17 protein-coding genes are annotated in these 22,403 nt (G+C 53.7%); 14 read left to right on the top strand and 3 right to left on the bottom strand.

Going from position 1 to position 22,403, the window contains the following annotated elements; all coding sequences use genetic code 11:
- Positions 1–44 precede the first annotated feature (44 nt).
- Entirely contained in the window at positions 45–605 is a 561-nt protein-coding gene (locus ACFFSY_RS20680) for a hypothetical protein (RefSeq protein ID WP_377497564.1), read from the top strand.
- A gap of 121 nt (positions 606–726) precedes the next feature.
- Here the strand turns inward: ACFFSY_RS20680 and ACFFSY_RS20675 are convergent, their stop codons facing one another.
- Complete coding sequence (locus ACFFSY_RS20675) at positions 727–1,134, bottom strand: hypothetical protein (RefSeq protein ID WP_377497562.1); 408 nt, start codon at positions 1,132–1,134, stop codon at positions 727–729.
- Positions 1,135–1,852: 718 nt separating this feature from the next.
- Between ACFFSY_RS20675 and ACFFSY_RS20670 the strand changes: the two genes are divergently transcribed.
- From ACFFSY_RS20670 to ACFFSY_RS20655, 4 genes are all read left to right on the top strand, one after another.
- Positions 1,853–5,152 carry an OmpL47-type beta-barrel domain-containing protein gene (locus ACFFSY_RS20670; RefSeq protein ID WP_377497560.1) on the top strand — a complete coding sequence of 1,100 codons (3,300 nt, stop codon included), beginning with the start codon at positions 1,853–1,855 and terminating at the stop codon, positions 5,150–5,152.
- Positions 5,153–5,372: 220 nt separating this feature from the next.
- Positions 5,373–6,815, top strand: coding sequence for an FAD-binding oxidoreductase (locus ACFFSY_RS20665; RefSeq protein ID WP_377497558.1), 1,443 nt, complete (start codon positions 5,373–5,375; stop codon positions 6,813–6,815).
- Positions 6,812–7,345: an MFS transporter gene (locus ACFFSY_RS20660; protein ID WP_377497557.1), complete on the top strand. Its 534-nt coding sequence runs from the start codon at positions 6,812–6,814 to the stop codon at positions 7,343–7,345. Before ACFFSY_RS20665 ends, ACFFSY_RS20660 begins: the two co-directional genes overlap by 4 nt.
- 186 nt (positions 7,346–7,531) lie before the next feature.
- Positions 7,532–8,002 (top strand): DinB family protein, encoded by a 471-nt coding sequence (locus ACFFSY_RS20655; RefSeq protein WP_377497555.1) that lies wholly within the window; start codon positions 7,532–7,534, stop codon positions 8,000–8,002.
- Positions 8,003–8,138: 136 nt separating this feature from the next.
- Here ACFFSY_RS20655 and ACFFSY_RS20650 read toward each other — a convergent pair whose 3' ends face one another.
- Positions 8,139–8,774, bottom strand: coding sequence for an FMN-dependent NADH-azoreductase (locus tag ACFFSY_RS20650; RefSeq protein WP_377497553.1), 636 nt, complete (start codon positions 8,772–8,774; stop codon positions 8,139–8,141).
- Positions 8,775–9,164: 390 nt separating this feature from the next.
- On the opposite strand from ACFFSY_RS20650, the gene ACFFSY_RS20645 reads away from it, so the two are divergent.
- Positions 9,165–10,088 (top strand): NAD(P)/FAD-dependent oxidoreductase, encoded by a 924-nt coding sequence (locus tag ACFFSY_RS20645; protein WP_377497551.1) that lies wholly within the window; start codon positions 9,165–9,167, stop codon positions 10,086–10,088.
- 97 nt (positions 10,089–10,185) lie between these two features.
- Here the strand turns inward: ACFFSY_RS20645 and ACFFSY_RS20640 are convergent, their stop codons facing one another.
- A complete protein-coding gene (locus ACFFSY_RS20640) occupies positions 10,186–10,743 on the bottom strand; it encodes a GbsR/MarR family transcriptional regulator (protein ID WP_377497549.1) in 558 nt (185 codons plus the stop codon).
- A gap of 166 nt (positions 10,744–10,909) precedes the next feature.
- Here ACFFSY_RS20640 and ACFFSY_RS20635 point away from each other — a divergent pair, with 166 nt between their 5' ends.
- The 8 genes from ACFFSY_RS20635 to ACFFSY_RS20600 all read left to right on the top strand — a co-directional run bounded on the left by ACFFSY_RS20635 (position 10,910) and on the right by ACFFSY_RS20600 (position 21,918).
- Positions 10,910–11,728 (top strand): HAD family hydrolase, encoded by an 819-nt coding sequence (locus tag ACFFSY_RS20635; protein WP_377497547.1) that lies wholly within the window; start codon positions 10,910–10,912, stop codon positions 11,726–11,728.
- On the top strand, positions 11,718–12,059 hold the full coding sequence (locus tag ACFFSY_RS20630; RefSeq protein ID WP_377497545.1) for a DMT family transporter: 342 nt from the start codon (positions 11,718–11,720) through the stop codon (positions 12,057–12,059). Before ACFFSY_RS20635 ends, ACFFSY_RS20630 begins: the two co-directional genes overlap by 11 nt.
- A gap of 17 nt (positions 12,060–12,076) precedes the next feature.
- A complete protein-coding gene (locus tag ACFFSY_RS20625) occupies positions 12,077–12,955 on the top strand; it encodes a metallophosphoesterase family protein (protein WP_377497543.1) in 879 nt (292 codons plus the stop codon).
- A gap of 265 nt (positions 12,956–13,220) precedes the next feature.
- Positions 13,221–14,462, top strand: a complete 1,242-nt coding sequence (locus tag ACFFSY_RS20620) for a sensor histidine kinase (protein ID WP_377497541.1) — start codon at positions 13,221–13,223, stop codon at positions 14,460–14,462.
- Positions 14,434–15,024: a response regulator gene (locus ACFFSY_RS20615; RefSeq protein ID WP_377497539.1), complete on the top strand. Its 591-nt coding sequence runs from the start codon at positions 14,434–14,436 to the stop codon at positions 15,022–15,024. Before ACFFSY_RS20620 ends, ACFFSY_RS20615 begins: the two co-directional genes overlap by 29 nt.
- Positions 15,025–15,127: 103 nt before the next feature.
- Entirely contained in the window at positions 15,128–20,155 is a 5,028-nt protein-coding gene (locus ACFFSY_RS20610; protein WP_377497537.1) for a leucine-rich repeat protein, read from the top strand.
- Between the two features lie 3 nt (positions 20,156–20,158).
- Positions 20,159–20,632 carry an SRPBCC family protein gene (locus tag ACFFSY_RS20605; RefSeq protein WP_377497535.1) on the top strand — a complete coding sequence of 158 codons (474 nt, stop codon included), beginning with the start codon at positions 20,159–20,161 and terminating at the stop codon, positions 20,630–20,632.
- A 332-nt stretch (positions 20,633–20,964) separates the two neighbouring features.
- Entirely contained in the window at positions 20,965–21,918 is a 954-nt protein-coding gene (locus ACFFSY_RS20600) for a putative RNA methyltransferase (RefSeq protein ID WP_377497533.1), read from the top strand.
- Positions 21,919–22,403: the final 485 nt, after the last annotated feature.

Genomic DNA, 22,403 nt, shown 5'->3' with positions numbered 1-22,403 from the left:
AATAATGAGAGATGTAGCATACGAGACAAGGAAGGCGATAACCGATGAAATTGAATCGAAAAGATCAATGGACCCCAGAAGATGACGCGATACTAGCGGACATCGTGCTGGAATATATCCGCGAAGGACGCACGCAGCTGGGAGCTTTCGACGCCGTAGGCGAGCGTCTTGGCCGCACTTCGGCCGCCTGCGGCTTCCGGTGGAACTCCGAAGTTCGCAAGCAATACGCCGAGGAAATCAAGCAAGCGAAGCTGGCGCGCAAGCAGCTGAACGGACGCGGACGGAATACCGTCCTGCATTTTCGCCAGCTGCTCAAGACGTCTGCGCCTGCGCTCGAGCCGGCCGACGATGCGCCGGCGGGCGCTTTTCTGGCCGGCATCATTCAGCTGGCCGAGCAGCACCAGTCGCAGGTGAGCGGATTGGAGCAAATGATCCATGCGCTTCGCGCTCAGCTGGCCGAGCGCGACAGCGTGATCGCGTCGCTGCAGGAGCGGTTGAACCGGGTCGATAACACGCTCCCTTCGGACACGCAGACGTTCTTGGCTATTCTGGAACGCGCGCGCCGCTTGGGCGTCATCGACTCGACGACGGAGCAATCGGGATAAAAGAAGGCAGCGAGAGCCGATGTTCTCTTAGGAGGACGTCGGCTTTTTGTCTTGGACGTTGCGAACTCGCGGTCGGGCGGCGCGCAATAGGGAGGCGGGAATTTCCGGGTCGCCCAGGCAGTCACTTCGTTTGAGGCTCTTGACCGTATTTCGTTGCTGCTCGCGGCTGAACATCGACGCCAGGTCCAGGCGCGTTCGCCTCCTTGGCGAAACAGCCGTTCAATCGCTCCAGCTCGCGCTGCTCCTCGTATAGATCCCGATAGATGCCGCTCAGCGGAGGCGGGTCGTCCTCGGGCGCGAAATCGATGACGATCGTCTTGGCACGGCGGCCAGGCGGACGCGCGTACGTCCGGCGGTACAGCAGGATCACGCTAAGCAGAAGAAGGAGCGTGACGAGCATCGACTTGCCGATATCCGCTTCTCCCGTCATGCCGATAACGAGGAAGGCGAATACGATCGCGGGAACAAGCAAGAAGTAGATGGCGGCCAGCGTCAGCAGGCGCTCCAGCCTCCGTATCCATGTTCGCATAAGCAGCACCTCGCCCGGATGATACTTTTAGCCTATGCAAATAGGGGTTATCCGCATTTCTGGCCAGGCCAATATCCTTCGCGCGGGCGTGCACGCACGACCGTCGGCAGCGATTAATCGCGATTGGCATAAAATAATAGTTTACTAGCATGGCTACTGCACGAAGCGGGCTATGTCCTATTCGGACGCTTCCTGAACAGCAGTTCCTCCTCTTTTACGATCAGTGACCCGTCGAACCCGAGCAACAACCATAACAACAACGCGCAAAATCTCATGTTCCCGGCAGCTCCCTCAGACAATCCTTTTATCACCAGCGATCAATGTATTGTGGCGAGGCGAAGCAAAGTCGTTGCGGAGAATGCCGCGGCAGGCGCTAAACTGATGAAGGACAATCCGGCTATGGTTAGAAAACTTAATGCGCTGGCGAAAAGGGAAACTCGAAAGTCCGCCAGTCCCGGCAACCGAATGTCCAAGAAAAGCAGCCCATCTCCCGTTCCCAAAGCGGCCAAAAAAACGGTGTCAGGGGCCAAGTCTTGCTGCGCGCCTGTGAAACGTAAGAGCGGCCCAGCGGCTTATCAAAGACCAGTGCTTCTGCATTAGCTATTTACATAGTGACAAAATAAGGATTAGGTTCCATTTACAAAATCATAGAGATTGTCATAGCCTAGTTTCTGGTACACTTGTTTCGTAGTTTTCTACCAATACTAGGAGGATGATTATGGGATTCAAGTCAGCTTGGAGAACCAACATGCTCAAGACGTCGCTCGCCTTCGCGCTTGCGGTTCCAGCGCCATTCCTGGCGGTCGGAACCTTGCAGACGGCCCATGCGGAGGGACCGGCCGACCCGGCGCCGTTCATCGAAGCGAAGGTCGTGAACGGCAACGCGGGCAAGAAGGTGCTGTTCGACAATACGCACGCGCAGACGGCGGGTGCGGCCGATTGGGTCATCGACGGGGCTTTCTCCGATTTCGGTCATGCATTGGCGAATAACGGCTATTATGTGAAGGAACTGCGCAAGACGACGCCGATCACGTTTGCGGATCTGAGCGGATACGATGTCTTCGTCGTCGCAGAAGCCAACGTTCCGTACAAGACGAGCGAGCAGGCGGCCATGCTGCAATACGTGCAGAACGGCGGCAGCATCTTCTTCATCGGCGACCATTACAACGCCGACCGGAACAAGAACCGCTGGGACGGCAACGAAGCGTTCAACGGCTATCGTCGCGGCGCTTGGGTGAATCCGGCCCAGGGCATGGAGGCCGAGGAAGCTGCTTCCGCCGCGATGCAGGGCGTTGCCAGCTCCGACTGGCTGGCGGATAACTTCGGCATTCGCTTCCGCTATAATGCCCTCGGCGATATTAACGCGACGAACGTCGTCCCGCCCGAGCAGGCGTTCGGCATTACGGAAGGCGTAGACGCCGTGGCGATGCATGCGGGATCGACGCTCGCCATCGTCGACCCGAACAAGGCCAAGGGGATCGTCTATTTGCCAGAGACGAACGAAGCGTGGCCGAACGCAGTCGATCAAGGCGTCTACAACGGCGGCGGCGTCGCGGAAGGCCCCTACGTGGCCATCGCAAAGTCGGGCGCGGGCAAGGCGGCTTTCATCGGCGACTCCTCGCCTGTCGAAGATGCGACGCCGAAATATTTGCGCGAGGATACAGGGGCGAAGAAAACGACGTATGACGGTTTCAAAGAAGTCGACGACGGCAAGCTGCTGGTCAACATGATCGATTGGCTGGCGAAGAAAGAAAGCTACACGGCGCTCTCCCAAGTTGCTGGTCTTACGCTGGATCAGCCGACGGCGCTGCTGCCGTTCGAGGAGCCGGCCGCATCGACCGAGCCGAAGGCCGAGCCTTGGGCGGCTCCGAACGCGGGATACAAATGGTACGATCGCAGCACGTTCAAGCCTGGTTCGTTTGGCGGACCAACTGCGACAGCCAGCGCGACGTACAGCTTCGTGCACCAGGCGGTACTGCCGAACGCAGCGGATTTCCAAATCCGGATCGTCATCGATAACCTGCCTGCGAACACGACGGTGTCGGGCTATCAGGCCGGTATCTATCTGGTGAGCGGCGGCTCGCAAATTGCCAAATTCCAGAATGCCGACGGGACATGGCCGACGACGGAAGCTTACAGCACGGCCTTCAGCCTGACTTCAGACTCGAAGGGACATGCGTATAAGGATCTGACCGTACGCATCAAACCGGGCACGACAGCAGCTGCGAACCTGCGTCTGCGCCAGAACGGCACGAACCTGAAGACAGCGGCCGTGACGTTGGGCAATGTACCGGCGGAGCCGCTGCCGGAAGAGCAGAATCCGATTCCGGCTGCGATCGCGATCTCCGAAGCGCGAGCCAAGACGGTCGGCACCGTCGTGACGGTCGAAGGCGTCGTTACGACAGAACCGGGCGCTTTCGGCGGACAAGCCTTCTATCTGCAGGACGAGACGGGCGGACTTTATGTATTCCAAAGCTTGAGCGGCTTCCATGCCGGGGACAAAATCAAAATCACGGCGCCTACGGCGTTGTATAACACGGAGCTCGAGCTTGTCGACCCTGTGGCGATCGAGAAGACGGGCACGTCCGCTCTTCCTGCCGTGAAGACGGTAGAAGCAGTCAATGACGCGAACCAAGGCCAATTGGTCGAGCTGCGCGATGTGACAATCGCGAACATCATCACGGCGTCTCCAGCCGGCTCTTTCGAATTCGATGCAGTTAAAGGCGACGCGAGCACGCATGTGCGCGTGGACGGCCGTACGGGCTTGACGCTGGCGACGTTCCCTTACCAAGCTGGGCAGAAGGTCAGCATTCAAGGCGTCGCGGCGATTTTCAAAGGCGTCTATCAGCTGAAGCCCCGCGGCATCGCCGATTTCACGGCGGCTGCATCTGATACGACGGCTCCGGCAACAACGGCTTCCGTCTCGCCGGCAGCCAACGCGAACGGGTGGCATAACGAGACTGTTAAGCTGACCCTGACGGCGACTGACGACAGCAGCGCGCCTATTACAACCAATTATGCCGTGAACGGCGGCACATCCGCCGTCTACACAGGCCCGATTGCGATCGCCGAAGAAGGCGTGAATACGGTGACCTTCGCCTCCTCCGACGCGGCAGGCAATCAAGAGGCGTCGCAATCGATTCAAGTGAAGCTGGACAAGACGGCGCCGAACGCGGTGTTGACCCAATCCGGCGGCAGCGTGGGCGATGTGCCGGACACCGATACGCTTCAATTCGACCTTGCAAGCACGGACGCGGTGTCCGGTGTAGCATCGGAGACGCTGCTCCTTGACGGCGCAGTCATCGCGGAAGGTCAACCTGTGCAAGCATCCAGCTTAGGCGAAGGGGAGCATACGGTTCATTATGTGGTCGTCGACGCCGCGGGCAATAAGACCGAGTCTTCCGTATCGTTCTTGGTGAAGTCGTCCACGACGGTATCCACGGACAAACCGGGCAAGCCGGTGCTCTCCAGCACGAGCGGGTATTCCGGGTTGAAGGACGGCAATTATACGGTGACGATGAACATGTGGTGGGGCCAGAATGGCACGCGCTTGAATGTGTACGAGAACGGCGTGCTCGTTCATACCCAAACGTTGACGGACGCGGCCCCATCTGCTCAAATCGCGAAGTTCGATGTGTCGGGCAAGGGGAATGGCACGTACACCTATACGGCAGAGCTCAGCAACAAATACGGCACGACGGTCAGCGAACCGCTGGTCGTGCAGGTGACGGATGCCGCGCCGGGCAAGCCGGTCCTGTCGCACGATAACTGGGACGGCGACGGCAGCTACAAGATCGCCATGAACATGTGGTGGGGCACGAACGCGACTGAATACCGGTTGTACGAGAACGGCCAGCTGGTCGACTCGAAGGCGCTTGCGGCTGCAACGCCTGGCGCGCAGAGTGCAGTCACCGCAATTAGCGGCAAAGCAATTGGCGTCTATGAGTATGAGGCGGTATTGGTCAACGCGGGAGGAACGACGAGCAGCGCGAAGATCACCGTTAAGGTAACGAAATAATTCCGATTCCTATATGATCAGCTTCTACCAATGCCGGACGTGCACCAAGCGCGTCCGGTTTTTTCTCGTTGAAAAAGCCTCTGCCCCTTCGTGGGCGGAGGCTTTTGTGCGCGTAAGGACGCTGGCCTCGCAAGGGGTACCAGAGAAAGTTAGTACTAGGTGAGTCGCCTGAGACCGACGGATAATGGGACCATCTGCCAATCTGCAAAGGAGGGTCTAAATGAAGAAAGCACTAGCCCTCGCGCTGCTGGTGGCGCTGTGCCTGCATAATTATGTGCGCTACCAAACGCCCGATCAGGACCCGTACTTGATTACGGATTATAGCCGGCTTCATCCGGTCAAAGTCGACCGCGTCGTCGCAGGCAAGGAAGAAGAGCAGCTGCGGCACATGGTGCAGGAGGCACGGGATAAGGGTCTAACCATATCGATTGCAGGCCAGCGCCACAGTCAGGGCGGACACACCTATTACAAAGACGGCATCGTTCTCGATATGACCGGATTCAATCGGGTGCTGGATTTCGATCCCGTCCGCCGCACGATCCGTGTCCAAGCCGGAGCAACATGGGGCGACGTCCAGGATTATATTAACCCGTACGGTCTGGCCGTGAAGACGATGCAATCGCAAAATGTATTCACGATCGGCGGCTCGCTCAGCGTAAACGCGCACGGGCGGGATATTCGCAACGGTTCGCTGATCGCAAGCGTCGAATCGTTCCGCCTCATGAATGCGCAAGGCGAGACGATCCAGGTAAGCCGCACCGAGAACGCGGAGCTATTCCCGCTAGTCATCGGCGGTTATGGCTTATTCGGCCTCATCGTGGACGTCACTTTGCGACTAACGGATGATGAGCTGTACCGCATGAAGACAGGTACGATGAACGTGTACGAGTACAGCGAATATTTCGAGCGGGAGGTGCTCGGCAATCCGGACGTGCGCATGCATCTTGCGCGGATATCGGTGGCGCCGGACGCTTTTCTGACCGATATGTACGCTATCAATTACGTCAAGGATGACTCCGCGCCGCTGCAAGCGAATAACCGGCTGCGTGTACGCGAGCGGGGCGTGCTGCCCGCCAAAATCATGTTCGGCATCAGCCGTCAAACGGACTGGGGAAAAACCACGCTGTGGTCCATGCAGAAGGCGCTGTTCGAAAGGCAGGAGGGGAAGCTCATCTCCCGGAACAACGCGATGCGATCGGAATCGGCTTTCATGGAATACCAAAGCGCGACGAACAACGACCTGCTGCAGGAATACTTCATTCCTATGCATGAGTTCGCCGGGTTTATCGATGAATTCCGCAGCGTCCTGATGCAAGAACGGCTCAACTTGCTGAACATCACCGTTCGTTACGTCAACCGGGATGAGGAGGCGTTGCTCTCCTATGCCACCAACGATATGTTCGCGCTGGTCTGCCTGTTTAACGTCCCATTGTCTGACCAAGGGCAGGCGCATATGAAGAAGGCCATCCAATCGGTAATCGACCGCGTCCTTGCACACAAGGGGACGTATTATTTGCCCTACGCCGCATATCCGAGCCTGGAGCAGTTCCGTACCGCTTACCCAGGGCAGGGGATGTTCTTCCGTGCGAAGGAACGGTTCGATCCGCAGGCGCGGTTCGTCAACTACTTCTATGAGAATTATCGAGGGGAGGCGCGGCAATGAACATCAAATGGCTGATCCGTTCGCAATCGATGGTGACACTGGCGGCGGGCATGATTTATCCGTATTACTTGCTCTTCCTCAAAAATCTCGGCAACAGCTTCACCAAATACGGCTTGGCTTTCGCGGTGTTCACGATTAGCTCGGCAGTCGCTTCCCAGTGGCTTGCGCGATTGGTGGATCGTCAAGGCCAACGGATGCTCGTCGTAAGTTCACTAGGCATGATGGCGGTCATGGCTGCATTTCCTTGGGTGATGAGCTATGCCGTCGTGCTGCTGTTACAGCTTCTGATGGGCGTCTGCGGCGCGATGCAGAAGATCAGCGAGCGGACGCTGCTGGCGGACTTCACCGAGCACGGGAATCGCGGCAAGGTTATGGGGGACTACCAATTCTGGACGTCCGTGGCATCCGGATTAGCGGTTGTGTTCGGCGGCTACCTGATCGATGTCCTGACGATCGACGCGTTATTCTATGTCAGCTCGGCCGTATACGGGGTGAGCGCTTGGGCGACGTGGCGGCAGCACGGACGATGAAAGGTTGCATCTGGCGGGATAGTTGGGAGATGGGAATACGGCTATTCGATTCGCCGATCGCCGAAGGTCGCCACGAACGCGCTGTTCGGTGAACACGGTGAAGTGAGCGGCACAAGCGTTGGAGTCGGTGATATACTAGGGAGGAGCAAGCATCTATCGACCGAGGAATAGAGGAGAATCGAAGATATGAAGCCCGACCGCATTTTGGCCCGATTTCAAACCTTGTCGCAGCATTACATAAGCGAGATGGACAAGTATACATGGGAGGAATTCAACCGCAAGCCGGCCAAGGATTCATGGTCGCTCGGCGAGATGTACAGTCATGTTATCAATACCGGCTTCCTCCAAATGCAATCGCTCCACGCGAGTCTGCAAGCGCCGGATAATCCTTCGGCGAAGAAGACAATCGTGGGCAAAATCGTCTACTTGATCGGCGGTATTCCGCCCATCAAAGCGAAGGTGCCAAAATCTGCGGAAGGGACCGCAAGCGTGCCAGCCAGCAAGCAGGAGTTGATCGTTAACATGGCTAGTCTGCGTCGGCAGATGGAGGAAGCGCTTACGCTTGTGAAGGGCGCTTCGCTAGACCGCAAAGTGGAGCATCATATTTCGGATTCATTAACGCGAAGGAATGGTATCATCATATCGTTATGCACGTGAGGCATCATTTGCGCCAGAAGAAACGTATCGACGCGTTTCTGAACAAATAACACTAAGCGTCCCAAGGGCAAATCAGATAAAGCCGCAGGAACGGGAGACCCGATTCCTGCGGCCTTCATGCGTTTTAAGCGAATGTTTAGAATGTCTTGGCAGCGGCTTTGGCTTTCTCGATCGCTTTTGCTTTAATCTCGTCCGCTTTGTCAGGCATCGCGGCCATGCCCTCGACGAAGATACCCTCGAAGCTTGGTACGCCGTGGAATTGCATGATTTTGCCCAGATAGCTATGGCCGGATTCGAATGCTGCGGCAGGACCTTCCGAATAAACGCCGCCTGACGCCTGAATATGGATCGCCTTCTTGTCTCCAAGCAGGCCGACAGGCCCCTCCGCCGTATATTTGAACGTTTTGCCCGCGATACAGACGGCATCGATGTAGGCTTTCAGCAGAGGCGGGAAGGAGAAGTTCCACATCGGCGAGACGTACACGTATTTGTCGGCGGCAATGTATTGCTCGACGATCTCGGACAGTCGCGCGACCTTCGCTTTCTCGTCGGCAGGCAATTCATCGAGCGAAGTACCTGAGCGTAGTTTACCCCAACCGCTGAAAACATCGGCATCAAGCTGCGGAATGTTTTCGTTATAGAGGTCCAAGTGAACGATGTTGTCGGATGGATGGGATTCCTTATAAGCGTCGATGAATGCTTTGCCGACAGCCATGCTGAACGATGCTTGATGGTCATGTGGATGGGCCGTAATATAAAGGACGGTAGCCATGTGGTTGTTTCACTCCTCTGAAAGTTGTTATTCGGATTTCATGTGTCGCGGGACAAGCGCATCTGCATCAAGTGAAGTGCGCATATATTATTGTCATCCGGACAGGCTTGTATTCCTTGGGGAAGCGTGGGAAATGCACGAGAAGTGTATGGTAAAAATCCGAAAATAAATATGGACTTATAAAGGATATTGTAGATATAATAAGTCTGTAATTGAATGCTGATAACGCATGTTTAGAGAGAACGGCAGCTTCCTTCGTGAGAACGCCATCGTGTTATCGCCGCTATGGAGTGTCTGGACGGAACACGAAGGTGCAAGTCGGCAAATACAGAATTGTTGGGTTCGTTCGTTAAATCAAGGATATAACTAATCTATAAAGGATGGGATGTAGTGGATAAGGATAACGTCAAACGATTCGATGTCGCCATTATAGGCGGTGGTCCGGCGGGACTGAACGCGGCATTGGTGCTTGGGCGGGCTAGAAGAAGCGTAGTCGTCATTGATGAAGGAAAGCCGCGTAATCGGGTCACGCGGGAGACGCATGGCTTTGTGACGCGGGATGGGATCAGCCCGGGCGAGTTCAGAGCGGTGGCCATTGAGCAAATACGGGCGTATCCTGCCGTGACCTTCGCCCCGGATACAGCCACCGAGGTTAGCGGCGCCGATGGCGCTTTCCGGATCGTCACCGCAGGCGGGGAGGCATATGAAGCGAAGAAGCTCTTGTTCGCCGTCGGCAAGAAAGACGGACCGCTGAACATTGACGGCTTGGCCGAAGTTTATGGACGCAGCGCGTTCGTCTGTCCATACTGTGATGGTTGGGAACTGCGGGATCAGCCGCTTGTCGTGATTGTAAGCGGAGAAGGCGCGATGCATATGGCCAAGACGCTTGCGGGTTGGACTTCTCGTTATGCGATATGCACGAATGGGCCGGACGGCTTGACGGACGAGCAGCGAGAAGAGTTGGCGAAGCGTCATATCCCGCTATTCGATGCACCTATCGAACGGATCGAATCGAAGGAAGGGATCGTCGAGCATGTGGTTCTTCAAGATGGTCAGCGCGTTGCTTGCAGCGGCATCTTCTTCGCGCCGACACTGCAGGCGGGTTCGGACCTTCCAAGATCGCTCGGCTGTGAACTGACGGAAGCGGGGAGTCTGGTAATCAACGAATTCGGCGGGACCAATGTTCCAGGCGTATTCGGTGCGGGAGATGCGGCTTCCATCAAATATCAAGCCGTCATGGCGGCAGCGATGGGGTCGCTCGCGGCGGTAGGCATCAATATGGAGCTGCTGCAGGAGGCTTGGGACAAGGCGTAAAGAAGTTTTGATATAGTTTGATATCACATTGAACCGGGCGTTAAGCGTCATGCGGAGTCTATCCGCTATTGGCGATACGCCCGGTTTTGTTGTATGTTCACGGCGCATGCTTGATTTCGTTCTGATCAGAGAATAATTCGCCAGCCTCCAACCGGTCGACGAATTGCTGCAGCCATTCGTAGTAACGAAGCCCATGCCGCAGCTTATGAAGATCGGCCAGGCAACGCTCGCGTTCCTCCACAGACGTCGCTTCGGACAAGATGAGCTCGGAGAGCTCGGGCAGCACCTCGTGAATGGCGCCTGTCATCACGTCGATCTCCCGCTGCAGCTTCATCGTGAAGAAGCTTCGGAACGCTTGGAAGAAGTCGGTTTCGGCGACGTACTGATCCTTTCGGTCGATTTTCTCCTCGAGCTTGGTTACCATCTTCGATTCTAATAGCGAACGGATAGCGTAGCTCATGTTGCTCTTGCTCATGTTCATATGGCCCATCATATCCTCAAGCGTTAAGGGCTTATCTTCGAAAAACATAATGCCATACAGCTGACCGAACGAATAATTCGCGCCGTATAAGTCCATCGTCTGGGCGATCGCATCGATCACTGTGCCGCGAAGTTGTTCGCGTCGCGTATCCTTCTCTCCGATTTCTCTCTTCATGGACAAAACTCCTATTCCGACGCAGTGCCGTAATGATAGATGCTCTTATTGTACATGAAATATTGAATGTTATCGAGAATACTAAGAATTCATCTTGCTAAATCCATAAAATTCAATAATAATTGAACGATAGAAAGGCTCGTGGAACGAAAGGGGAGCGATGCGGATGGGGATGATCACCGTGAACGGAAAGTCGTATGCCGTAAGCGGCTTGCTGTTCGATAAAGACGGTACGATTTTGGATTTCGTCTCGATGTGGGGACCTTGGTGCGAATGGCTGCTGCACGAATATATCGGCCGGCTCGAGCAGTCGGCGCCAGGAAGCGTCTCTTCGTTAGGTTTGACGCCTGCTTTCCTGCCGCGATTGCTGGGTACCGTTCATCAGGCAGACGGCCGGATCATCGACTATGACCGGAACGGTCCGCTCGCGATGGGGACGCTGCCGGAGTTATTCGGCATTCTGTCGTGGCAGGCCTACCAAGCCGGTTTGTCTTGGGCGGAGGCGAAAGAGCTCGTCGAGGCATGCCGGCAAGAAGCGGAGCGGCAGTTGGCGAGCACGCGTCCGGTACGATCGCTCCCGGGGCTGCTTCCGCTGCTTGATGCGGCGAAAGCCGCCGGCATTCCGATGGCCGTCGTGACGGCCGACGATACCGAGCCTGCGGAGAGACATCTGGATTGGCTCGGAATCCGGCATTATTTCCAGACGGTCGTCGGGAACGATCTGGCCGAGCGCGGCAAGCCGTTCCCCGATCTGATGGAGCTCGCTTGCACGCGCATTGGAATCAATTGCGACAGCGCCGCAATGATCGGAGACACGAATGCGGACATGCGGATGGGACGCGCGGCGGGGGCGGCCGTCACGATCGGCATCGCCTCCGTGGACGAAAGCGGGCTCGCCGACGTCGCGGCTCGATTACCGGATGCCGATCACGTCATCGGAAGTTATGGTGAATTGAGCATACGGGGAGTATTCGATGAAAGCTGACGCCGCCTGGGGCTGGATGTATCTGGCGCTGGCGATCGGCCTCGAGCTGTCGGGGACGCTCGCGATGAAGTATTCCGCCGGCTTCACCCGTCTGTGGCCATCCGTGCTCATGTTTGTGTTCTACGGCGTGAGCTTCACGTGTTTGAATTTTGCGCTGAAGACGATCAACGTTAGCATCGCCTATGCGATTTGGTCGGGCGTCGGAATCGTACTGATTACGTTCGCAGGATTCGTATTATTCAAGCAGCCGCTGCCATGGACATCGCTGATTTGGGTCGGCGTTATCGTCGCCGGGGTCGTCGGATTGAACATGAGCGCAGGCGGACATTAAGAGACGAGGTGGCAGGTATGCAGCAGAACGGCAGACTGGCATGTTTTCAAGTGGTGACCGATACCCATGTGACGACGGACGCGCAGCATGTACATAACCTGAATTTCGAACGGGCGCTGCTCGATATTGCGGCGCTCGAGCCGGACAGTCTGGGCATCATGCACGTCGGCGATATTACGGATCATGGCTGGGAAGCCGAGTACGAAGAGATGGTACGGATATGGGCGCAATGTCGAGCGCATGGACTGTCTGTTCCGATCCGGTTCGCGCAGGGCAATCACGATCTCTTCTATGGTGGGGCGGAGGAGCAGCTCGGCCGTTTCCAACGCTTCACGGGGATGCCGGGTCCATATCATGCGCACGAGGTCGGCGGATATCTCTTCTTGTTCCTTGGTTCAGAGCGGAATGAGCCGGATCAAAAAGATTTCGCCTATTTGTCGACTGAGCAGTTGGCGTGGCTGGAAGAGCAGCTGCGCGGAGCGGAAGCGGGCAAACCTGTTTTCGTCTTCCTGCACCAGCCGCTTAAAGATACCGTATCTGGTTCCTTGGAAGGCCAGGGTTGGCACGGCGTGATCCAAGACCAGGAGCTTCGCGAAATCGTAAGGCGTTATCCGCAAATCATCATGTTCAGCGGCCATACGCATTGGGAGCTGGAAGCGCCAGCTTGTATGCATGGCGGTGACGGCGCATCGCCTGCCATGTTCAATGCCGCTTCGGTCGGGTACTTGTGGACCGACGAGGATGAGCATAAGGTCGGCAGCCAAGGCTTGTACGTGGATATCTACGCCGATCGTGTCGTCGTGAAAGGAAGGGATTTCGAAGGTGGCCGGTGGGTGGAGGCGGCACAGTTCGAGGTTGCTATAGGGGGAGCCGGGCGGACGGAAGATATTGCTTAACTTTCTCGTTACTATCATTACGTATTCATATAGCTATAATACGCAGCAGGCTAATTTCGCCGGATTTCCGGACGAATGGCCTGCTTTTTTCGTCCCAGCCGCGCTGCCGCATTCGTCTCAATCTCATGCAACCCGTGCGCGTTGGTGAAGGATTGCCAAGCGCTGACTGGATTTTTTTGCATCCAACATTCCTGTTAGACAAAACAGCCTAAAAGTACTTACAATATGCATTATAAAATGGGTGGGGAGATATAGGACTATTATCATGAATATCCTCGAAGACTTATTGCTGCAAGTGGCGTTCGTCGTTACGTTGATTTTCGCTTTACAATTATTTAATTCGATCGGCGTCGGAAGGTCTAAGTATTTCAGGCTGACGCAGGCTCTTCTATTCGGAGTCGCGCTTGTACTCTGCATGACCTTTCCCGTCCACGTTACCGGTCAATTAACCATCGACATCCGTATCGTTCCTTTGGTTCTGGGGACGTTCTACGGCGGGTTCGAGACAACGCTTTTTCTATCTTTGCTTATTCTTCTCTACCGCTCCTATCTTGGCATGGATAGCGGATTCTATGCGACGACGCTGGCCGTATTCATGTGCATCCCGATCTTCATGTATTTCCAATCCCGATTCCTGCAAGCGAAAAAGAACCAAAGGCTGCTGATCGCGACAGGTCTTACGGTTAGTTATTGCGTTTGCAGTTTTGTGTCGATGGCCTTTTTTATTGGCTTATCCGCCACATTCTTGGGCGCTATTCTGCTCTACACCTTGGTTATGGTGGCCGTGGTGCTGATCTTCGTTGCGATGAATGAGACGATTAAGGAGACGCTCGAGAAAAATCAGCAGCGACTGGCGGAAGCCAAAGATGCCGAAATCGCTTTTTTACGTTCGCAGATTCAGCCGCATTTTCTAAACAATGCCCTGAATTCGATAGCCGCCCTCTGCGTGGAGGATCCCCGGCAGGCGGAACAGCTTACGCTGGACCTCTCCCAATATCTCAGAAGCGGACTCAATTTCAAGCAGATGGATACGTTCACGACATTGGAGAACGAGTTGGAATTGACCCAGGCTTACCTCAATATCGAAAAGGTGCGCTTCGGCGACCGATTGGCAATCGAGTACGACATTGATGCCGATCCGAATCGCCTCATTCCTCCGCTCATCTTGCAGCCATTAGTCGAAAATGCGATCAAGCACGGTCTGATGTCTAGCGTAAGAGGCGGTATCGTCAAAATCTCGATTCGGGAACTGGACGAGAAGCTTCGGTTCAGCGTCGAGGATAACGGATGTGGAATGAGTAAGGCGAAGCGGCAAGAGGTCCTTGGTCCGGATTCGGAGCACCGAGGAATAGGGCTTAAGAATATCGCGCGACGGATCAAGCTGCTGTACGACGCAAGCTTGCAAGTCAATAGCGCGGTCGGTATCGGAACGAAGGTGCTCTTCGAGCTCCCTAATCCGACAGACAGGAGGAAGTTGGATGGTAAGAGCCATCATCGTGGACGATGAACCTTTGTCGGTGCGACGGCTACAGCATCTGCTTGCCGAATATGAGGGCCTTGAAATATGCGGGGCGTTCCTGACCCCGCGCGAGGCGTACGAGTATGTGCGTGCGAACCCGATTCAAGTAGCTTTTCTGGATATCTCCATGCCGGAAGTGGACGGAATGTCGTTGTCCCGGTTATTGCTGGAAAGTGAGCCTTCCTTATCTGTAATCTTCGTCACAGGCTATGACAATTATGCGGTACAAGCGTTCGAAGTGAGCGCATTAGACTACTTAATGAAGCCAGTGACGGAACAACGGCTAGCCCGAACCTGGGAGAAGATCAAGGAGAAGTATCGCGATTCTGTTGTCGAGGAGGAGACGGCCGCAGTCGGCTTGCTGACTGGACAGGAGACTCGGATCGTCCAATATATGGCGGAAGGGTTATCCAATCGGCAAATCGCGGAGTCCTTGCATATCACTTCGGAGACGGTTAAGTATCACTTGAAGAACGTCTTCCGGAAGCTGGACGTCAATAACCGCGTGAAAGCGCTGCAGCGCGCCAAGGAATTGAAGATCATTCCATAGCCGACAGGCTCTCTACAAAATCCCCCCCAATCGGGGGATTTTTTATTATAACCAATTATTCTACATTAATAGACAATGAATCACTCACATCTGGAGGAGAATTATGCGTCGAATCTTTTCATTGTTGATGTTGTTCGCCCTGCTTGGCGGCAGTTGGCCCTTACCGGCTGTTCTTGCCGAGGACGATTCGGACAACGACTTTACTTATGTGTTGCAACCGGACAACACGGTCACAATTACGGGCTATACGGGAATGAGTACGGAGGTCGTCATTCCGAGCGAGATCGAAGGCAAACCGGTCGCCGTTATCGGAAGAAGCGCATTTGCCAACAGCGGACTTACAAGCGTTACGATCCCGATTGGCATTACGAGAATAGAGAGCTTCGCCTTCTACCGCAATCTGCTAACAGCTATCACGATCCCAGATGGCGTGACGTACATTGGCGACAATGCCTTCGGGACCAACCAATTATCTCGCGCCGCGATCCCAACGAGCGTTACGGAGATTTACGATTATGCATTCGCTGACAATCGTTTAACCTCGATCGAGATTCCTGGCGTTACGTACATTGGTAGAGCGGCTTTTCAAAAAAACCTTTTGCAGAGTGCTACGCTCGGAAACTTAACGCACTTGGGTGATTATGCCTTCGAGAACAACCAGCTTGAGAGCATAACGATTCCCGGCAGTCTGACCACGATCGGGTTAGGGGCATTTCAGCATAACCAATTGTCGCGCGTATCCTTCGCGGAAGGACTAACCCATATCTTGGATTATGCCTTTGCCGACAATCGGTTAACGACGATTCAGTTCCCCAAATCGCTAATCGCCATTTACGTCAGAGCTTTCGCGAACAATCAATTGGGTGACGTTGCGATAGCGCCGAAAGTCAATCTGGGCAGCGGGGATGAGTATCCCGTATTCAATAATAATCCGAATCTAGCTATTTATGTTCCGATAACCGGAGGGGTATCGGTTCAAAACCATACCAGCAAATACGGCATCATGACGATTCCTTGCAGATATGAAATTACCTATGCCGACAATGGCAGCACAGGGGGCACCCCTCCCTCGACGACTCATTATGTTTGCTATCAAACGTTCGCGGTTCCGGATCAAGGTTCGTTAACGAAGGACGGTTATACCTTCAAAGGATGGAACACGATGCAAGATGGAAGCGGGACGAATTACTTTGGCGGCAACTATCCGATTATTTATGGCATTCGGAACTGGACCTTTACCCTGTATGCCAACTGGGAGGCAAATTCCTATCAAGTCACGTTCGATTCGGGATGGGGCGCGACAAGCCCCGACCAACAGACGATCCTTCACGGAAAACTCGCGGTCAAACCTCCTGCACCTTCGAGGACGAACTACGTCTTCGAGGGATGGTATACGGATTCCGGATATACCGACGCGTGGGATTTTGACAACGATACGGTCACCGAAGATCTAACGCTGTATGCGAAGTGGAGTTGGAACGGAGCGGTAACAATCGCTTCCGTAGCGTTGGCGACACCTGGCCAGAACGTAATGAGCGGCGATACCCTTACGGTAACCGGCGTGGTGAGAGATACGAACGACTTGCCTGTTGCAAACGCCGTCGTTCATTTGACTAGCAACCGGGGCAAGTGGAAGCTGACGGACGAGGGGGACATATCGGCGACTACGGATTCGAACGGCGAGTTTACAGCCGAATGGACGGCTCCTTCGGTAGAGGACCCTGGGTCCGTGTTGATCACGGCGAGCATAGACGGTACGCCAGGTATGAAGGACAGCCAGACGATTCAGATCGTTCCGTCTGAGAAGTCAAATGTCCTGTTAAGCGGCCTGTCGCTAGGCTCGAACACGATCAGTCCAGAATTCTCCGGCGACACGCTCAATTATACCGCGGCGGATGTTGGCTTTGACGTAGCAAGTATCGAGGTGACGGCAACGACAGCCAGCAAGCTGTCGACGCTGACTATTAACGATAAGCCTGCCATTAGCGGTTCAACCGCCAGTGTACGGTTGCAGCCCGGCGTGAACTTGATCGTTATCGTCGTAACCGCGGCGGACAGGATCCATTCTCAGACGTATTTGATCTTTGTGCGTAGAGCTGACACCGTAATCAGCGGGGATTATGCTTACAAACTGAATGACGACTATAGCGGAATCGTGATAACGAGGTACAGAGGAACGGAATCGAACGTTGTCATTCCCAAGACGATAGACGGTTATGTGGTGACGGAAATCGGAATGGGCGCTTTTGCGAACAAAGAGCTGACGAGCGTCTCGATACCGGATACCGTGACGGACATCGCCATGTACGCATTCAGGAACAATTCGCTTACAGCGGCGACGCTGCCGAAAGCGTTGAAAAGCATTGGGAACTATGCTTTCGAGACGAATCGGTTAACTTCGATTACGATCCCAAGCACCGTCACGCTGGTGGATGACTATGCGTTCTCTAACAATCTCCTGGAGAATGTAACGTTCGTCGAAGATGGCTTGCAAAAGATCGGTGTCGGCGCGTTCTCCGATAATCAATTGTCTTCTATCATCCTTCCAAAGACGACTGCTTACTTGGATTCGGATGCCTTTAACAATAACAAGCTTGGTCAAGTGATCCTGCCTGCGACCTTGACGCTTGGGGACAACGTGTTCGGAGGGACCCAGAGTGGCGTAAAGCTGATCTTCCCGGCCAATGGCAACAGCGAACTGGTTAATTATGCAATGTCGAACGGGTTCCCATTCGAAACGAGTGATATCCGCGTCGAATATGACGGCAACGGGCAAACCGAAGGGGAAGCGCCGGTCGACGATATGCATTACGATTATTATTCATCGTCGGTCATTATTAAGCCGAGCGGGAGCTTGAAGAGAACAGGATATATCTACCAAGGATGGAACACAGAGAAGGATGGCAGCGGAGATTCCTATGAGGCAGGAACAAGCTATGAATTCAAGCTTATCAGCGGAATTGTAAAGCTCTATGCCGTATGGGAGCCTGTGTCCTATTCCGTTTCGTATGAGATGAACGGGGGAACGGCCATTCCTGCGACGACCGCCAATGCGGGGGCTCTCCTCGACGAGCCGACGCCTGCACCGAGCAGGGCGGGGTACAGACTTGCCGGTTGGTACTTGGATCCGGATTTTAGGACGAAATGGAATTTCGGACAGGATACAGTTGCCGGGGACATGACCTTGTATGCCAAGTGGGAGAGCAAGCAGCTCGCGGTCAGTCTGGTCACGAACAGCAGTGTGGTGGTAAGCGGTCGAGAAATATCGGTTACCGGTACGGTTTATGATGAAGGCGATACGCCCCAACCGGACGTCACTGTTCACTTGAGCAGTTCGAACGGAGGGATGTGGAGCCTTACGGAGTCTGACAAGGCAACGGTGAGGACCGATGAGAATGGTACTTTCAATGTCAGTTGGAAGGCCCCGCATGTATTCGAGACGGCAACGGTAGAGCTATCAGCAAGCCTTGATGGATCGAGTGTGGGGCCGGCAAAGGTAGCGATTCAGGTAACTCCGCTGCCACTCCCGAATCCAAGTTCGGATGCCGATTTAGCCGGTTTGACGTTAAGCGGCGGTGATTTGAAGCCACGGTTCCAATCCGGGATTAGCAGCTATACCGCCGACGTCGGATATGCGACGAGCAGCGTCACGATCGCTGCTGAAGTATCCGATCAAGCGGCAATCGTAACCGTCAACGGGAAAATAGCTGAGTCAGGTCAGCCTGCACAGGTCAATCTGAATGTGGGTTCTAACCCTATAACGATAATCGTAAAGGCGGAAGACGGTACAACCAAAACTTATCATGTTACGATCACGAGGGCTTCGGCTCCGGTCGTCACGATCCCGATTTCCAAGATTACGGTGACAAGCGTGCAGCCCTCCGTCTATGAAGGCGGCACGCTGCAAATGACCGCCAGCGTGAGACCGGACGATGCCACCAACAAGCAGGTAACATGGTCGATACAAAATGGTACCGGTACTGCCGTCATCGATGAGAATGGATTGTTGAAGGCAGAACATGCCGGCATCGTAACGGTTCAGGCGACGGCTAAGGATGGTTCCGGGATCGTCGGAAGCCAAGAGATCACAATCTACGAGCGTCAACCAGGCGGGGGTGATCCGACAACGCCAACGGATCCGACAACGCCAACGAACCCGACAACGCCAACGGATCCGACAACGCCGACGAATCCGACAACGCCAACGGATCCGACAACGCCAACGGATCCGACAACGCCAACGAACCCGACAACGCCAACGGATCCGACAACGCCAACGGATCCGACAACGCCGACGAATCCGACAACGCCGACGAACCCGACAACGCCGACGAACCCAACAACGCCGACGAACCCGCCGACGCCGACGAACCCGCCGACACCGACGAACCCGCCGACGCCGACGGGCCCTGCAAGGCCAACTGACCCGACAACGGAGGCGCCGGAGAAGCCCCCGGTACTCAACGTCATTCCCGGCCGACCGCCGTTTGACGTGAACGATGCGGGAGCGACCCATACGATGATGGAGGTTCTTACCAACAAATTCAACGATCCCCGCAATGCGAACGTTCGCGTCTTTCCGGATGCGAAAGACCACTGGGCGGCTGACAGCATCCGCTTGTTCGCAAGACTCGGAATTGTTCAAGGCTACGGTGACGGGACGTTCAAGCCAGACGCAAGCATCACGCGAGGGGAATTCGCTTCGATGCTCGTGAGGCTGTTCCCGCTTACCCAAGGCACCGCGGCAACGCCCGGCTTTACCGATCTTGGGAACAGTTGGGCGAGGGATGCAGTCCTTACGCTGGCCAGCAACGGGATCATCAGCGGCTACGAGGACGGCACGTTCCATGCGGAGCGCAATATTAGTCGTGCCGAGATGATTGCGATCCTTGCAAGAATTGTGAATCTTGCTGCGGTGAAGCAAGCGAAGACGGTGAACTTTCAGGATATCGATCATACGTGGGCTAAGGATCAGATTCAGCTAGCCGCGAATGCCGGCATTATCAATGGTATAAGCGAGAACGTTTTTAGCCCGAATAAGAGCGCTACCCGAGCCGAAGCTTTGGCCATCCTCTTGCGAGCGATCTCGTTAAGTCCAGAAATCGAACATTTGGTAGAGGGGATGAACTAAGCCATGTCTGCGAACGAATATTACATGCCGACCCATTGGCGGGTGAAGGGAAACATCTGGGAGATCTACGAGATTTGCTCCGACTTCTTGGACTATCAACGTTGGTGGCCCGAAGTGTACTTGAAGATTCAAACAGGAGGCAAGGACGAGGAGACGGGCAACGAAGTCTATGACATTCTCTCAAGAGGTAAGCTGCCGTACAAACTACGTTGGAGGTCATGCAAGACGGCCGAGCAAGCGCCGCACTCCATCTCCTTGAAGTCTTCGGGAGATTTGGTCGGTCACGGAACGTGGCGGTTCGAGCAGGACGGGGAATACGTGAATGTACAATTCGATTGGTATGTGAACGCCGAGAAGCCCCTGCTCAAATTGTTCTCGCCGATCATGAAACCGATCTTTACCTCGAACCACTTCTGGGCGATGGCTAGAGGAAGAGAGAGTCTTGAAAGGGAACTTATGCGAAGACGCGAGGCTTGAGCTGCGTGCTTTATCAAAACAGGACATTGCTTTGGATTAAGTGCTGCTCACTGTTAGTTTTGGATGAAAAATGATAGGAGAAGTACGGTGTTAAGCCCTTCTTAGGAGGGGCTTTTTATGTTGTCTTTTCTAGCAGGATGCACATAGTTCAAAGAAAGTTGCTTCTTATTTTGCCGGCATACCAATACTTGTTATACTGACAGAAGGAGCATTGTCGCTCTTCTTTAATCATTTCGATAGGGGATGTTTTTCTTGATCATCAAATTCATTCGTTTACGTTAATGGAAGGCGCAGTCTAATTATTCGCATGTCATTTTTTTAGAAAAATAGACATGTGTTTATTTAACTGTGCCTTTTTCATTTCCTTAAAACGAATGAATGAGGTGTTTTTTTTATCCGAAAACAATCGAACAATGGCAAATGCACGTCTTCTGGCTGCGCATGAAGACATTTTTATATGCCCAATATGTTCAAATCCAGTTAAGGTAGTGGATTTAAAGAGTCTGATTTGTTCCAATCATCATTGTTTTGATATATCCAAGCAAGGATATGTTAACTTATTGTCCCATCCACTTAGAACTAAATACGATAGAAAACTGTTTGAATCTCGAGCAATAATTAGCCAAAACGGCGTATTCGACCCGTTGATTGCCCGGATTTGTAAGATTATGGTAGACGAATTGGGGCCAACGTCAACGATGGAATGCATCAAAATACTAGATGCTGGCTGCGGTGAAGGTTCTCATTTGCCCGATATCCAGCAAAGGATACATGAACAATCGCAACATAACTTGCTGGGATTAGGTATGGATATTTCTAAAGATGGAATCCGTATTGCCTCAAGAAGGTCATCCCGGGCAATCTGGTGCGTAGCGGATCTTGCACAATGTCCATTTAAGGATAATCAATTCGATTTCATATTGAATATTTTATCGCCATCCAACTATTCGGAGTTCCATCGAATGCTTGCGGACGATGGAATGGTGATAAAGGTTATCCCCGAAAGGAAGTATCTGCAAGAATTAAGAGGAATGTTTTACCGTCCAACCGATAAAATGGTATATTCAAATGAGCACACAGTGGAGCTTTTTAGTCGTAAGTTTAAAGTGGTTGACATCCAGCGTGTGCAATACAGTGTAACAATTGATCAAAAGTATATGGGACAGCTGGTCCATATGACCCCTTTGTCTTGGGGAGCATCGCAGGAACAGATCCAACAAATTCTCGGGATGCATAAATTAGAAGTCACGATGGACTTCTCGGTCTTGCTTGGGAAGAAGGAGTAGGTTATTTAGACGTAGATCATCGTCGGAAATCGTAAAGAGGGGTGGCTAGCCCCTCTTTTTTGCGCTAATTATTGTCGTCATGAGAAGTAGGGTTAGAAGGTTACGCTTTGATAGCGAACCATATCGTCCACGAATCCTTTTCAATGATTGGCGTTTGGCTTTCGTTAAGTTTCCCTCCTATGTAAGATTCTAGTTCTAGCAGCTCCGCATCCGGGGAAAACGTTCGAAAAAGTAACCTCTAATTTGATTTTCATCTCCCGGTAATACTTTAACATCACTTCCGAGAAATCTACGCCAATTACCTCGGAAACCCCATCTTGATGAACGCCTAAGTATAAATACCGCCACCACAACCAATATCCGCAAACCGCTTATCCGTTACATCTACGGTATCTTTTTGCCCTATTCATGATTTAAGTTGGATTTAAGATTGCTGCATTAGGATTCAATTAAGGCATGAAGGAATAATGCTTTCGAAAAAAAAC

Source organism: Paenibacillus aurantiacus, assembly GCF_042431225.1.
GTDB classification, from domain to species: Bacteria; Bacillota; Bacilli; order Paenibacillales; family Paenibacillaceae; genus Paenibacillus_Z; species Paenibacillus_Z aurantiacus.
The sequence above is the reverse complement of the archived record's forward strand: the minus strand, read 5'-3'. Positions and strand labels throughout refer to the sequence as shown.

Excerpts from the sequence above, each read along its gene's own strand:
- ACFFSY_RS20680 (WP_377497564.1), top strand. The coding sequence starts at position 45 with ATGAAATTGAATCGAAAAGATCAATGGACCCCAGAAGATGACGCGATA.
- ACFFSY_RS20675 (WP_377497562.1), bottom strand. The coding sequence starts at position 1,134 with ATGCGAACATGGATACGGAGGCTGGAGCGCCTGCTGACGCTGGCCGCC.
- ACFFSY_RS20670 (WP_377497560.1), top strand. The coding sequence starts at position 1,853 with ATGGGATTCAAGTCAGCTTGGAGAACCAACATGCTCAAGACGTCGCTC.
- ACFFSY_RS20665 (WP_377497558.1), top strand. The coding sequence starts at position 5,373 with ATGAAGAAAGCACTAGCCCTCGCGCTGCTGGTGGCGCTGTGCCTGCAT.
- ACFFSY_RS20660 (WP_377497557.1), top strand. The coding sequence starts at position 6,812 with ATGAACATCAAATGGCTGATCCGTTCGCAATCGATGGTGACACTGGCG.
- ACFFSY_RS20655 (WP_377497555.1), top strand. The coding sequence starts at position 7,532 with ATGAAGCCCGACCGCATTTTGGCCCGATTTCAAACCTTGTCGCAGCAT.
- ACFFSY_RS20650 (WP_377497553.1), bottom strand. The coding sequence starts at position 8,774 with ATGGCTACCGTCCTTTATATTACGGCCCATCCACATGACCATCAAGCA.
- ACFFSY_RS20640 (WP_377497549.1), bottom strand. The coding sequence starts at position 10,743 with ATGAAGAGAGAAATCGGAGAGAAGGATACGCGACGCGAACAACTTCGC.
- ACFFSY_RS20635 (WP_377497547.1), top strand. The coding sequence starts at position 10,910 with ATGGGGATGATCACCGTGAACGGAAAGTCGTATGCCGTAAGCGGCTTG.
- ACFFSY_RS20630 (WP_377497545.1), top strand. The coding sequence starts at position 11,718 with ATGAAAGCTGACGCCGCCTGGGGCTGGATGTATCTGGCGCTGGCGATC.
- ACFFSY_RS20625 (WP_377497543.1), top strand. The coding sequence starts at position 12,077 with ATGCAGCAGAACGGCAGACTGGCATGTTTTCAAGTGGTGACCGATACC.
- ACFFSY_RS20620 (WP_377497541.1), top strand. The coding sequence starts at position 13,221 with ATGAATATCCTCGAAGACTTATTGCTGCAAGTGGCGTTCGTCGTTACG.
- ACFFSY_RS20615 (WP_377497539.1), top strand. The coding sequence starts at position 14,434 with ATGGTAAGAGCCATCATCGTGGACGATGAACCTTTGTCGGTGCGACGG.
- ACFFSY_RS20610 (WP_377497537.1), top strand. The coding sequence starts at position 15,128 with ATGCGTCGAATCTTTTCATTGTTGATGTTGTTCGCCCTGCTTGGCGGC.
- ACFFSY_RS20605 (WP_377497535.1), top strand. The coding sequence starts at position 20,159 with ATGTCTGCGAACGAATATTACATGCCGACCCATTGGCGGGTGAAGGGA.
- ACFFSY_RS20600 (WP_377497533.1), top strand. The coding sequence starts at position 20,965 with ATGTGTTTATTTAACTGTGCCTTTTTCATTTCCTTAAAACGAATGAAT.